Origin of the sequence: Amycolatopsis sp. TNS106 (assembly GCF_019330265.1) — a bacterium.
GTDB lineage: Bacteria > Actinomycetota > Actinomycetes > Mycobacteriales > Pseudonocardiaceae > Amycolatopsis > Amycolatopsis lurida.
The window spans coordinates 3,850,497-3,863,878 of sequence record NZ_CP024972.1 but is presented as its reverse complement, the minus strand read 5'-3'; the positions used below and the strand labels follow the sequence as shown (position 1 = coordinate 3,863,878).

Below are 13,382 nucleotides of genomic sequence, written 5' to 3'. Positions count from 1 at the left end.
CTAGCGCGTGACGGGCAGGCCGAGGGCGGTGGCGGCGATCATGTCCCGCTGGATCTCGTTGGTCCCGCCGCCGAAGGTGAGGATCAGCGAAGACCGGTGCAGCCGTTCGATCCGGCCGCGCAACTGGGCGCCAGGGGAGCCTTCGCGGACGACGGCGCCCGCGCCGAGGATCTCCATCATCAGCCGGTACGCCTCGGTCGCGAACTCCGTGCCGAAGACCTTCGTCGCCGACGCCTCCGCCGGGCCGAGGTCGCCGCTCGCGGCCGCCCAGGCGATGCGCCAATTCCGCAGCTTCAGGTACTCGGCGTGCGTGTGGATCCGCGCCAGGTGCAGCCGCACCCACGGCTGGTCGAGGACACGGGAGCCGTCGGGCAGCTTCGTGGCCTGCGCCCAGCTCCGCACCTCGCGCAGCGATGTCTGGATCGGCGCGGCCGAGGTCAGCGCGACCCGTTCGTGGTTGAGCTGGTTCGTGATGAGCGGCCAGCCCTCGTTCTCCCCGGCGACCCGGGAGGTCACCGGGACGCGCACGTCGTCGTAGTAGGTCGCGCTCGTACCCGGCCCGGCGACCGTGTGCACCTTCGTCCAGGAGAAGCCGGGGGCCGAGGTCGGCACGATCAGCATGCTCAGGCCCTTGTGCTTGCGGGCGTCGGGGTCGGTGCGGGCGGCCAGCCAGACGTAGTCGGCGTACTCGATCAGGCTCGTCCACATCTTCTGGCCGTTGATGACGTAGTCGTCGCCGTCGCGGATCGCGCGGGTGCGCAGGGACGCCAGGTCGGTGCCCGCGCCCGGCTCGGAGTAGCCGATCGCGAAGTGCAGCTCGCCGGCGGCGATCTTCGGCAGGTAGAACGCCTTCTGTTCTTCGGTGCCGTAGCGCATGATGGTCGGCCCGACGGTGTTCACCGTGAGGAACGGGACGGGCACCCCCGCCGCGGCCGCTTCGTCGGTGAAGACGAGCTGGTCGAGCATCGACCGGTCCTGTCCGCCGTACTCGCGGGGCCAGCCGATCGCGAGCCGGCCCGCGCTACCGAGATCGCGGACGATTTCCTTGTACACCAGGCCGTCACCGTATTCGCCACCGGCACCGGCCAGGGCTTCACGGCGTTCGGGGGTCATCAGCCCGGCGAAGTACTCCCTGAGTTCCGCCGCCAGCGCCCGCTGCTCCGGCGTGTAGTCGATCCGCATCCGTCACCTCTGCCGTCGGTGCTCGTTACTGGTGCCATGGCCGCTCGCGGCGGTAAGGTAGAACCTGTTCTAGTTGTACCAGGTGTGGCGGCGAGGAGGGAATATGGAGATCGACGTCGATCGCTCGCTCTGTGAGGCGAACGCGATCTGTGTCGGCTTCGCGCCCGAGGTCTTCGATCTCGACGATGACGAGGAGCTTGTCCTCGCGTCGGCGGAAGTTCCGCAGAATCAAGTAGAACGTGTTACTCAAGCTGTGGCGAGCTGTCCGAAAAATGCCCTGCTCATGCGTGGTTAGCACCGTTTATTTGCTGCTTGCGTTGAGCAAGAACAGATTCTACTGTGTGCGGAGAGGCGAGGAGGCCTGGAGTGAGCTTGGACGGCAGGACGGCCATCGTGACCGGGGCCGGCGCGGGACTCGGCCGGGCCGAGGCGCTGGCGCTGGCCGCCGCGGGAGCGTCGGTGGTGGTCAACGACGTGTCGGCCGCGGCGCGGGCGGTGGCCGACGAGATCGAGGCCGAGGGTGGCAAGGCCATCGCGGTCACCGGTGACGTGTCGGAGTCCGCGACCGCGGACGCGCTGCTCACCGCCGCCGTCGACCACTTCGGCGGGCTGCACCTCCTGGTCAACAACGCGGGCGTGCTGCGCGACCGGATGCTCTTCTCGATGACCGACGACGAATGGGACACCGTGCTCCGGGTCCACCTGCGCGGGCATTTCCTGCTTTCGCGCAACGCCGGGGCGTACTGGCGCGACAAGTCCAAAGTGGACGGCGCGCCGGTGTACGGCCGGGTGGTCAACACCGCGTCGGAGTCGTTCCTGCTCGGCGCGCCCGGCCAGCCGAACTACGGCGCGGCCAAGGCGGGTATCGCCGCGCTGACCGTCTCCGCCGCGCGCGGCCTTTCCCGCTACGGCGTCCGCGCCAACGCGATCTGCCCGCGCGCCCGTACGGCGATGACCGAAGCCGTTTTCGGCGCCGACGCGCCGGAAGGGATCGACCCGCTGTCGGTCGACCACGTCGCGCCGTTCGTGTCCTTCCTCTGCTCGCCCGAGGCCGATCGCGTCAACGGCCAGGTGTTCCTCGTCTACGGCGGGATGGTCGCGCTGATGCGGCCGCCGTCGGTGGAACAGCGGTTCGACACCGTCAACGGCACCTGGACCGCCGACGAACTCGCCACCAGCGTGGGCGGCTACTTCGCCGACCGCGACCCGGAACGGATGTTCTCCGCGTCCGAGATCATGTCGCTGCCGTGAATCGGAGGAGATGACGATGGGCAGGCTCGACGGCAAGGTTGCGCTGATCACCGGCGGCGCCCGCGGGCAGGGTGAGGCGGCCGCGCGGCTGTTCGTCGCCGAGGGCGCACGCGTGGTGATCGCCGACATCAACGACCTCGACGGCAAGAAACTCGCCGCCGAGCTCGGCGAGTCCGCCGTCTACCAGCACCTCGACGTCGGCGACGAGGCCGAATGGGACGCCGCGATCGAGCGCACCGTCTCGGAGTTCGGCCCGCCGACCGTGCTGGTCAACAACGCGGGCATCCTGCATTTCTCGGAACTGGGCAAGACCACGCTCGCCGACTACGAACGCGTCATCCGGGTCAACCAGATCGGGGCGTTTCTCGGGATGCGTTCGGTCGTTGAACCGATGACCGGGGCCGGAGGCGGCTCCATCGTCAACGTGTCCTCAGTCGAAGGGCTCGCCGGGATGCCGTTCCTCGTCGCCTACACCGCGAGCAAGTTCGCGATCCGCGGGATGACCAAGGTCGCCGCGCTCGAACTCGGCGCGAAGAACATCCGGGTCAATTCGGTGCATCCCGGCGCGATCGACACCCCGATGGTCGCGGCCGCCGCCGGCGGGCAGAAAGTCGACATGTCGTGGGTCGGCAAGAAGGTCGCCCTGGGCCGGGTCGGACAGCCGGAGGACATCGCGAAACTCGTGTTGTTCCTGGCCAGTGACGAAAGTTCGTACAGCACGGGTTCGGAGTTCGTCGCCGACGGCGGCGCCTGTGCCACGCACGCACTCAGATTTTGATCGGGCGCGAAGCGCCTCCGCTGAGGGTGGTGGCGGGGGCATGGATGGACTGACGCGGAGGTGCCGAGAGCAGAGTGAACACCGCTAACGCAATGGGGCGTTGACAGGTGGAGTAAGACTCGGGGCAGGCTACTGGGAGGTTCTGTGAACGCATCGGTGTCCGTCCCGGGTACGGGTGCGCTCATCCAGGTCGGCAGGCTCGCGACGCTGTCGTGGGAAGTCCTGCGCGCGATCTTCAAACGCCCGTTCCAGTTCCGCGAATGGATCCAGCAGTGCTGGTTCTTCGCCAGCGTCACCATCCTGCCGACGGCGCTCGTGGCGATCCCGTTCGGCGCCGTCATCGCCTTGCAGCTGGGCTCGCTGACGCAGCAGATCGGCGCGCAGTCGTTCACCGGCGCGGCGAGCGCGCTCGCGATCGTGCAGCAGGCGAGCCCGCTGATCACCGCGCTGCTCGTGGCGGGCGCGGGCGGCAGCGCGGTCTGTGCCGACATCGGCGCCCGCAAGATCCGCGAAGAGATCGACGCGATGGAGGTCCTCGGGGTCAACCCGATCCAGCGCCTGATCGTGCCGCGCGTACTCGCCGCGATCGTGGTTTCCGTGCTGCTGAACGGTTTGGTCAGCGTCGTGGGCGTGCTCGGCGGCTACTTCTTCAACGTCGTCATGCAGGGCGGCACCCCCGGTGCCTACCTCGCCAGTTTCAACGCGCTCGCCCAGGTGCCTGATCTGTGGATCAGTGAGATCAAGGCGCTCCTCTACGGTTTCGTCGCCGGGGTGGTCGCGGCGTTCCGCGGGCTGAACCCGGCGGGCGGGCCGAAGGGTGTCGGCGACGCGGTGAACCAGGCCGTGGTCATCACGTTCCTGCTGCTGTTCCTGATCAATGTCGTGCTGACGGCGATCTACCTGCGGATCGTGCCGCCGAAGGCGATGTGACATGGCAGGCGAACCCGCTGTTTCGGACCGGACGCTCGAAATCATCGCGCGCCCCGGCGCGATGCTGGAAGGCTTCGGCGGCCAGCTGTCGTTCTACTTCCGCGCGCTGGCCTGGACCCCGCGCACGATCCGGCGCTACGGCCGCGAGATCTTCCGCCTGCTGACCGAGGTCAGCTTCGGCACCGGCGCGCTCGCGGTGATCGGCGGGACGCTCGGCGTGATGATCGGGATGACGCTGTTCACCGGTCTCATCGTCGGCCTGCAGGGCTACTCCGCGCTGAACCAGCTCGGCACCGCCGCGCTCACCGGGTTCATCTCGGCGTACTTCAACACCCGTGAGGTCGCGCCGCTTTCGGCCGGGCTCGCGCTTTCGGCCACCGTCGGTTGCGGGTTCACCGCGCAGCTCGGCGCGATGAAGATCTCCGAGGAGATCGACGCGCTCGAAGTGATGGGCGTGCCGAGCCTGCCGTATCTCGTGACGACACGGGTGATCGCCGGCGTCACCGCGGTCATCCCGCTCTACGCCGTCGGCCTGCTTTCGTCGTACCTCGCCTCGCGGCAGATCACCATCTGGCTCTACGGCCAGTCCGCGGGCACCTACGACCATTACTTCACGCTGTTCCTGCCGCCCGAGGACGTGCTCTGGTCGTTCCTCAAGGTGATCATCTTCAGTGTGCTCGTGATCCTGTCGCATTGCTATTACGGCTACACCGCCAGCGGTGGGCCCGCCGGGGTCGGTGTCGCGGTCGGCCGCGCGGTGCGGACGTCGATCGTGCTGATCTCGGTCCTCGACTTCTTCCTCAGCCTCGCGATCTGGGGCGCCACGACGACGGTGAGGATTTCCGGGTGAACAGGGGGATTCTGCTGCGGCGGCTCCGGCATCAGGTGCTGGGCCTGGTCTTCCTCGTGGTGGTCGTGCTGTTCTTCGTCACCACCATCGCCTTCTACCAGAAGGCCTTCACCACGGTGACCCTGGTGAAACTGGAGACCGACCGCATCGGCAACCAGATGCGCGTGGGCGCGGACGTGAAGGTGCGCGGAATGGTCGTCGGCGAGGTCCGGGAGATCCGGGCGCACGGCGACCGCGCGACGATGGAGCTGGCGCTGCAACCGGACAAGACGTCGGTCATCCCGTCGAACGTGTCCGCGCGGCTGTTGCCGAAGACGTTGTTCGGCGAACGGTACGTCGCTTTGCAGATCCCCGAGAAGCCGGCACGGCACATCGCCGAGGGCGACGTCATCCCGCAGGACCGCAGCAGCAGCGCAATCGAGCTGGAAACCGTGCTCGGCAACGTGATGCCGTTGCTGCAGGCCGTCCAGCCGGAGAAGATGGCCAGCACCCTCAACGCCGTCGCGTCCGCTTTGGACGGTCAGGGCAAGCAGCTCGGCTCGACGCTGGCCGGGCTTTCGGACTACCTCGGCAAGGTGAATCCGTCGCTGCCCGATCTCAAGGCCGACATCACCGGGCTGGCCGACGCCGCCAAGATCTACGACAGGGCCGCGCCGGATCTGCTGGCCGCGCTGTCGGATCTGACCACCACGAGCAAGACCCTGGTCGAGAGCCAGCGCGGGCTCGCCGACGTGTACTCGACGGTGACCGCGGCCTCGATCGACCTGACGAGTTTCCTGAAGGTGAACCAGGACAACCTGATCCGCCTCACCACCAACCTTCAGCCCACTTTGGACGTCCTCGCGAAATACGCGCCGGAGTACCCGTGCCTGCTCAAACAGCTCGCCGGATCGGTGCCACGCGCGGAACTCGCGTTCGGCAAGGGCACCGCGCATCCCGAGGTCAGCCGGGTGACGATCGAGTTCACGCCGAGCCGGGGCAAGTACCTCCCCGGTGTCGACGAGCCGAAGTACAACGACAAACGCGGCCCCCGGTGCTATCCGGAAGTGCCGCCGCCGGGCCGCTGGCCGCAGTACCCGCCGGACGGCGCCATCGACGACGGATCGTCGAAACCCGCGCCGCCGCGCGACCCGGACGGCACCCTGCCCTCGAACGGGACCATTCCCGCGGGCGGGGGCGCGGGTGGTTCGGTGGTGAACTCGCCGGACGAGCAGCGGCTGATCGACCTGCTCGTGTCGCCCGCGATGGGCACGACGCCGGATCAGGTGCCGAACTGGGGGAGCCTGCTGGTGGGGCCGCTGTACCGCGGGGTGGAGGTGGAGCTGCGATGAGGACTCAGCCGAGCTCGCCGGGCACCGGGCCACGTCGCGAAAGCCACTTTCGGGACACCAGATGTCCCGAAAGTGGCTTTCGCGACACGCGCGCGGTGGGTGCGGGCGTGGCCCCCGGCTGCCCGCCGGTCGCCCCAACACCCACCCTGCCGACGTTGCGAAAGCCACTTTCGCAACCTTCGACGTTGCGAAAGTGGCTTTCGCAACGCGCTCGGCCCGCGGCGGCAGGAAGCGACCGGACACGCTGGGGCCTCGTGAGCGGTAAGGACGGTTCTAACCGTCCCAGCCACTCACGAGGCGGGAGGGACGCCCGATGAGGTCCTTCGTCCCGGATCTGGTCAAGATCCTCATCTTCGCCGTGGTGACCGTGCTGCTCACCGCGGTCCTCGGCGCCACCATCGCGAACACCAACTTCGGCGACACCGCCGGCTACACGGCCAAGTTCACCGACGCGTCCGGGCTCAAGGAAGGCGACGACGTCCGCATCGTCGGCGTGAAGGTCGGCCAGGTCGGCAAGATCGAGGTCGAAGAGGGCGAGAAGAACTTCGCCCAGGTCCACTTCGACGTCCAGACCTCGCATCGGCTGCCCGCGTCGGTCACCGCGACGATCAAGTACCGGAACCTGGTCGGCCAGCGGTATCTCTCGCTCGGCACGGACATCGGCGACGAGAAGTCGTTGCCGCGCGGCGGGGTCATCCCGCCCGAGCGCACCAAACCGGCGTTGAACCTGACCGTGCTGTTCAACGGGTTCAAACCGCTCTTCCGCGCGCTGAACCCCGAGGACGTCAACAAACTGTCCTACGAGATCATCCAGGTCTTCCAGGGCGAGGGCGGCACGATCACCAGCCTGCTCGCGCACACCGCGTCGGTCACGTCGGCCATCGCGGGCAAGGACAAGATCATCGGTGACGTCATCGCGAACCTCAACACCGTGCTCGGCACGGTCGAGAAACGTTCGCCGGAGCTGGGCGAGCTGATCGACCAGACCCAGCGGCTGGTCACCGGGCTCGCCGAGCAGCGGCAGCCGATCGGGGAGGCGGTCAAGGCGCTGGGCGACCTCACCGTCGCCACCACCGGCCTGCTCGCCGACGCGCGCCCCGCGCTCAAGGACGACGTCGTCCAGCTCGGCGCGCTGTCACAGAACCTCGGCGATTCGGAACAGCTGCTCGACCATCTCCTGCAGGTGCTGCCGGGCAACCTGCAGAAGTTCACCAGGACGCTGAGTTACGGCAGCTGGTTCAACTACTACCTGTGCGGGATCTCCGGCAGCATCGGTATCAAAGCGCTCGACATCGAACTGCCGATCACGCCGCTGCCCGGCACGCAGCGACCGGAGAGGTGCGGGCCGTGAAACCGCTCAAGGAACGCAACCAGGCCGTGGTCGGCGGCGTGACGCTCATCCTGATCGTGCTGATCACGGTGACGACGTACTTCTCCGACCGGATCCCGTTGTTCGGCAGCGGGACGACGTACTCCGCGTACTTCGGCGAGTCCGCGGGGCTGGCACCGGACAACGAGGTGCAGGTCGCCGGCGTCAAGGTCGGCCAGGTCAGCTCGGTGGAGCTGGCGGGCAAGAAGGTGCTGGTGAAGTTCCGGGTCAAGGATGTCCGGGTCGGCGACGCGACCGCCGCGTCCATCGAGATCAAGACGCTGCTCGGCGAGAAATTCCTCGCGCTCACCCCGAAGGGCAAGGCGAACCAGGACCCGAACACCACCATCGGGCTCGACCGCACGCGGACGCCGTTCGAGCTGCAGGACGCGTTCCAGGAGCTGTCCGGCACGGTCGGCGACATCGATACCGCCCAGCTGGCGACGAGCTTCACCGTCCTCTCCGACGCGCTCAAGGACAGCCCGCAGTACCTCAAGGACGCGCTGAGCGGCCTCTCCTCTTTGTCCAAGACGGTGTCCTCCCGCGACGGTGACCTGAAGACGTTGCTGGCCAACACGAGCAAGGTGTCCAAGACGCTCTCCGACCGCAACGCCCAGCTGAAACGGATCCTCGACGACGGCAATCTCCTGCTCGCCGAACTGCAGAACCGGAAGGACGCGATCAGCACCTTGCTCAAGGGCACGCAACAGGTCTCGGCGCAGCTGTCCGGTCTCGTCGCCGACAACCGGCAGCAGCTGAAGCCGACACTGGAGAAACTCGGCAAGGTCACCGACATCCTGCAGCGCAACCAGGACAACCTCAGCCGCAGTCTCGCGCTGATGGCGCCGTTCGCCCGCGTCGGCGCCAACGCGACCGGCAACGGGCGCTGGTTCGAGGGATACCTGTGCGGGCTGCTGCCGCCGACGATCATCGCGGGCGCGTTCCAGGTCAACCCGGAGGGCTGCACCCCGCCGATCGCGGCGCCGAACCAGGGGGTGGGCGGACGATGAGCACCCGGACCCGCACGCTGTACGAGTGGATCGCGTTCGCCTGCGTCCTCGTCCTGCTGCTGACCGCCGGGCTGTGGCTGGTGTTCAAAGAACCCGGCGGGACGCGGATCAGTGCCTACTTCGGGAAGACCGTCGGGCTCTACGCGGGTTCGTCGGTCCGGGTGCTCGGGGTGAAGGTCGGGGAGATCACCGGGGTCACGCCGCAGGGTGAGGCGGTCCGGGTCGACATGCGGATCGACGGCGACACCCCGATCCCGGCCGACGCGGGAGCCGTCGTCGTCGCTCCGAGCCTGGTCAGCGACCGGTACGTCCAGCTGACCCCGGCCTACGAGAGCGGCCCCGAAATGGCGTCGGACACGGTGATCGCGAAGGAGAAGACGGCGACCCCGGCCGAACTCGACGACCTCTACACCAGTCTCGACAAGCTCTCGACCAGCCTGGGACCCAACGGCGCCAACAAGAACGGCGCGCTGTCCGACGTGCTCGACACCGCCGCGGCGAACCTCGACGGCAACGGCAAGAACCTCAACACCACGGTGACGCGGCTGTCCGAACTGGCCAAGACGCTGGACGGCTCCAAAGGCGACCTGTTCACCACGGTCCAGAACTTGAACTCCTTCACCGGCGCGCTGGCCGAAAGCGACAAGCAGCTCAACGAGTTCTATCGCCGGGCCGCGGACGTGAGCGGTTTCCTGGCGGCGGATTCCGCCGACGTCGGCGCCGCGCTGAACTCCCTGGCGACGGCGATGGGCGACGTCGAGAAGTTCGTCGCGGAGAACAAGGATCTCCTCTCGTCCAATGTGGACAAATTGGCGGGCCTGACGAAGGTGCTCGTGGACCAGCGGGCCTCGCTCGCCGAGGTGATCGACATCGCGCCGACCGGGGCGACCAACTTCATCAATTCCTACGACGCCGCGTCCGGCACGATCGCGGTGCGGGACAACCTGAACGAGCTGACCCATCCGCCGATCCTGACCGTATGCCGCCTGATCAGCGCGAGCACGCCGAAACCGATCCCGGACGCGCTGGGCACCATCTGCAAACAGCTCGCGCCGGTCCTCGACGGCACGCTGAAACTCCCGTCGGTCCCGCAGGTGCTGGCCTCACTGCAAAGCGGTGAGCTGCCACCGCTGCCGCTCCCGCTCGTCGACGTCATGACGAAGGGGCTCCCGAAATGAGGCGGCAACGGCAGAAGATCGCGGGAGTGATGGCGGGCGTCCTCGTGCTCGCCGGCTGCAGTGACGGCGGTTTTTCGGGGTTGTACAACACGCCGTTGCCGGGCGGCGCGGATCTCGGCGACCACCCGTACCGGCTCTCCGCGCAGTTCTCCGACGTTCTCGACCTGGTGCCGCAGGCGAGTGTGAAGGTCAACGACGTCCCGGTGGGCCGGGTCGAGAAGATCGACCTCGCGCCGGACACGCGTTCGGCATGGGTGAGCATGGTCGTCAACGGCGACATCGCGCTGCCCGCGAACGCTCGTGCCGAGCTGCGGCAGTCGAGCCTGCTCGGGGAGAAGTTCGTCGATCTGCACGCCCCCGAGAAACCCGAGGGAACGCTCGCCGAGGGCGCGAAGATCCCGCTGGACCGCACGAATCGCAACCCCGAGGTCGAAGAGGTCCTCGGCGCGCTTTCCCTGCTGCTCAACGGCGGCGGGGTCGAGCAGATCCAGAAGATCAGCCACGAACTCAACGAAGCGCTCACCGGCAACGAGGCCGAGGTCCGCTCCCTGCTGTCCCAAGTGGACAAGCTGGCCACCGAACTCGACGGGCACAAGGGTGAGATCCTGCGCGCCATCGACGGCCTCGACAAGCTGTCCAAGACCCTCGTCGGCCAGACGCAGAACCTCACGAACGCGCTCGACAACCTCTCGCCAGGGCTCAAGGTCGTGACCGAGCAACGGGACCAGCTCGTCGGCATGCTGCAGTCGCTGAACACGCTGTCCGGGGTCGCGACCGAGACGATCAACGCGAGCAAGGACACGCTGGTCGCGAACTTGCGCGCGTTGCAACCCACGCTGAAGAAGCTCGCCGAAGCCGGCCAGGACCTGCCGACGGCGCTGCGGATCCTGCTCACGTACCCGTTCCCGGACTACGCGGGCAATGTGATCAAGGGCGACTACGCGAACGTCGAAGCGAAGATCGACCTGAAACTGGACACGTTCCTGGAGAACATGAACAACTCGTCGCAGCCGATCATCCAGCTGCCCGGTACCCGGGGCACCGGCACCCCCGGCGCGATCCCGTTCAACAACGGTGCCGCGCCACCGGTGCTGCCGCTTCCCACCGGTGATCTTCCGCAGGCTCCCCAGGCACCGCAGGGGGATGTGCTCGGCGGCGTACTGGGCGGGATCCTCGGGCCGCTGCTCGGAGGTGGCCGGTGATCACGCGCAAGACCACGATCCAGCTGGCGGCGTTCGTCGTCATCGCGGTGGTTTCGGTCGTCTACGCGGGCGGCAAGTACGCCGGTCTGGACCGGCTCTTCGGCACCCGCGGCTACCTCGTCACCGCGCAGCTCATGGACTCCGGCGGGATCTTCGTCAACGCCGAGGTCTCCTACCGCGGTGTCGCGGTGGGCAAGGTCGCGTCGATGACGCTCACCGAACACGGCATCGACCTCGGCCTCGACATCGATTCGGGGGCGCCGAAGATCCCCGCGGACACCAAGGCCGCGGTCGCGAACCGGTCGGCGGTGGGGGAGCAGTACGTCGATCTGCTGCCCATGCACGAAAACGGGCCGTACCTGGCCGAGGGATCGGTCATCAAGCGGGACAGGACGTCGATCCCGCTCGCGCCGGACACTGTGCTGTCCAATTTGGACAAGCTGGTGTCGAGTGTGAAGCCGGAATCGTTGAAGACCGTCGTCGACGAGACCTACGAGGCCTTCGCGAACGCGGGCCCGGATCTGCGGCAACTGCTGAACAGCACCGGTTCCCTCACCGCGACCGCGACCCAGTACCTGCCCGACACCCAGGGCCTGCTCGCCAACTCGCGGACGGTGCTGGACACCCAACGGCGGCAGGCGGACAACATCACCCAGTTCTCCAGCGGGCTCAAGACGATCGCCGCGCAGCTGAAGACGTCGGACCCGGATCTGCGGCGCGTGATCGAGGAGGCACCGAAGCTGAGCCGCCAGATCAGCGACGTGCTCGCGGTCTCCGGGACCGACCTCGGGGTGCTGTTCGCGAACACGCTCACGACCGCCCAGATCACCTCCGCCCGCACCGACGCGATCGAGGAACTGCTCGTCGCGTACCCGATCATCTCGGCGTTCTCGCGTTCGACGTCGCCGGACGGCACCGGTCACCTGGGCGTGGTGTTCAACTTCTTCGACCCGGTCTCGTGCACGAAGGGCTACGAAGGCACGAAACAGCGTCCCGCCAACGACACCACCGAGGCGCCGGTGAACACCCAGGCGTACTGCGCCGAGCCGCCGGGAAGCCCCACCGGCGTACGAGGCTCGCAGAACGCCCCGTACGCCGGGAAACCGCCGGCGGTCCCGGAGCGGCCGAAGCAGACCCAGCAGGCGGCGGAATCCGCTCAGCTGCCGGGTGTGCTGAGCCTGCTCACCGGATCCGCCCCCGGCGGACTCGGCGCGTTGCTGGGCGGCAAGTAGTGCTCACCCGTGCCCTCACTGTCGCCGCTGCCATCGCGCTCCTCATCGCCGCGTGGTTCGGCTGGTCCTGGTGGAGCGCCGCCCGGGACGACGGCCTGGCGAGGGGCCGGGAACGCGAAGCCGTCCTGGCCGCCGCGTCCGGCCAGCTCGAAGTGCTCAACACGATCGACTACCGCAGCGGCGCCCAGGACGTCGACCGCTGGCTCGGCGTCACCACGGGGCGCCTCGGCAAGGACCTCACCGGCGACCGGCAGATCCAGATCGACCGGGCGACCGCGAGCAAGACCGTCGCCACCGCCGAGCTCGAACAGGCCGCGGTCACCGAACTCGACACCGCGGCCGGGACCGCGCGGCTGATGGCCGTGCTGGACGTGCGGGTCAGCACCGGCGGCGGCCCGGCCGTGCCCAAGGTGAGCAGGCTGACCGTGGACTACCAGCGCGTCGCGGACGGCTGGAAGGTCAGCGCGGTCCAGGCGGCGGGATCATGACCGGGCGCGTCCCGTGGGTCCTGAGCGGGATCATCGCGCTGGCGACCGGCTGCGCGGTGTGGTTCGGTCTCGAAGCGTCTTCGCTGGGCTCGGACGGCAACGCGGCGCTGGTGGACCAGGCCGCCACGGCCGAGGTCGCGGACCAGGTCGGCGCCGGGGTGAAGGCCGTCTTCTCCTACGACTACAGCAACCTCGCGCGCACCGAGCGGGCCGCGGCCGACGTGCTGACCGGCGAGGCGACCGGCCAGTACCGGGACCAGTTCGCTTCGGCGCGGAAACGGGCCGAGGACCAGAAGCTCGTGCGGACGACGACGGTCCGCTCGCTGGGCGTCCGGTCCCTGCGCGGCGACCAGGCGGAAGTGCTGCTGTTCCTCGACCAGCAGACGATGACCGCCGGGGGAGGCGCGCCGCAGTCGACGGTCTCGCAGCTCTCGGTGACCGCGCAGCGCGTCGACGGCCGGTGGAAGATTTCGCGACTCATCCCGCTCTGAGCCGCGCGGGTGATCACCCCGAACCGTTCGGACGTGGTCCTGAAAACGTTCGGGTGATCTGCGGAGAAGGCTGAATTTTGAAAGGTGATA

Annotated in this window: 14 protein-coding genes; 13 read left to right on the top strand and 1 reads right to left on the bottom strand. The window is 68.0% G+C overall.

Annotated elements, in window-relative coordinates:
* Entirely contained in the window at window positions 1-1,182 is a 1,182-nt protein-coding gene (locus tag CVV72_RS17235) for an acyl-CoA dehydrogenase family protein (RefSeq protein WP_219153346.1), read from the bottom strand.
* A gap of 103 nt (window positions 1,183-1,285) precedes the next feature.
* Here CVV72_RS17235 and CVV72_RS17230 point away from each other — a divergent pair, with 103 nt between their 5' ends.
* From CVV72_RS17230 to CVV72_RS17170, 13 genes are all read left to right on the top strand, one after another.
* Window positions 1,286-1,477 (top strand): ferredoxin, encoded by a 192-nt coding sequence (locus CVV72_RS17230; RefSeq protein WP_219153345.1) that lies wholly within the window; start codon window positions 1,286-1,288, stop codon window positions 1,475-1,477.
* A 71-nt stretch (window positions 1,478-1,548) separates the two neighbouring features.
* Entirely contained in the window at window positions 1,549-2,433 is an 885-nt protein-coding gene (locus tag CVV72_RS17225; protein ID WP_219153344.1) for a 3-oxoacyl-ACP reductase, read from the top strand.
* Window positions 2,434-2,449: 16 nt separating this feature from the next.
* Entirely contained in the window at window positions 2,450-3,211 is a 762-nt protein-coding gene (locus CVV72_RS17220) for a glucose 1-dehydrogenase (protein ID WP_219153343.1), read from the top strand.
* 144 nt (window positions 3,212-3,355) lie between these two features.
* A complete protein-coding gene (locus CVV72_RS17215; RefSeq protein WP_091597335.1) occupies window positions 3,356-4,141 on the top strand; it encodes an ABC transporter permease in 786 nt (261 codons plus the stop codon).
* Between the two features lies 1 nt (window position 4,142).
* The gene (locus CVV72_RS17210; protein WP_034322613.1) at window positions 4,143-4,991 is read left to right on the top strand and encodes an ABC transporter permease; all 849 of its coding nucleotides are present in this window, start codon (window positions 4,143-4,145) and stop codon (window positions 4,989-4,991) included.
* On the top strand, window positions 4,988-6,322 hold the full coding sequence (locus CVV72_RS17205) for an MCE family protein (RefSeq protein WP_219153342.1): 1,335 nt from the start codon (window positions 4,988-4,990) through the stop codon (window positions 6,320-6,322). The genes CVV72_RS17210 and CVV72_RS17205 overlap by 4 nt, the downstream gene beginning before the upstream one ends.
* Window positions 6,323-6,635: 313 nt before the next feature.
* Window positions 6,636-7,673 (top strand): MCE family protein, encoded by a 1,038-nt coding sequence (locus CVV72_RS17200; RefSeq protein WP_219153341.1) that lies wholly within the window; start codon window positions 6,636-6,638, stop codon window positions 7,671-7,673.
* Window positions 7,670-8,701 (top strand): MCE family protein, encoded by a 1,032-nt coding sequence (locus CVV72_RS17195; RefSeq protein ID WP_219153340.1) that lies wholly within the window; start codon window positions 7,670-7,672, stop codon window positions 8,699-8,701. The genes CVV72_RS17200 and CVV72_RS17195 overlap by 4 nt, the downstream gene beginning before the upstream one ends.
* Window positions 8,698-9,879 (top strand): MCE family protein, encoded by a 1,182-nt coding sequence (locus tag CVV72_RS17190; RefSeq protein WP_219153339.1) that lies wholly within the window; start codon window positions 8,698-8,700, stop codon window positions 9,877-9,879. Before CVV72_RS17195 ends, CVV72_RS17190 begins: the two co-directional genes overlap by 4 nt.
* Window positions 9,876-11,081 carry an MCE family protein gene (locus tag CVV72_RS17185; protein WP_219153338.1) on the top strand — a complete coding sequence of 402 codons (1,206 nt, stop codon included), beginning with the start codon at window positions 9,876-9,878 and terminating at the stop codon, window positions 11,079-11,081. The genes CVV72_RS17190 and CVV72_RS17185 overlap by 4 nt, the downstream gene beginning before the upstream one ends.
* On the top strand, window positions 11,078-12,313 hold the full coding sequence (locus tag CVV72_RS17180; protein WP_219153337.1) for an MCE family protein: 1,236 nt from the start codon (window positions 11,078-11,080) through the stop codon (window positions 12,311-12,313). Before CVV72_RS17185 ends, CVV72_RS17180 begins: the two co-directional genes overlap by 4 nt.
* Window positions 12,313-12,801, top strand: coding sequence for a hypothetical protein (locus CVV72_RS17175; protein WP_219153336.1), 489 nt, complete (start codon window positions 12,313-12,315; stop codon window positions 12,799-12,801). Before CVV72_RS17180 ends, CVV72_RS17175 begins: the two co-directional genes overlap by 1 nt.
* Complete coding sequence (locus CVV72_RS17170; protein ID WP_219153335.1) at window positions 12,798-13,292, top strand: hypothetical protein; 495 nt, start codon at window positions 12,798-12,800, stop codon at window positions 13,290-13,292. Before CVV72_RS17175 ends, CVV72_RS17170 begins: the two co-directional genes overlap by 4 nt.
* Window positions 13,293-13,382 lie beyond the last annotated feature (90 nt).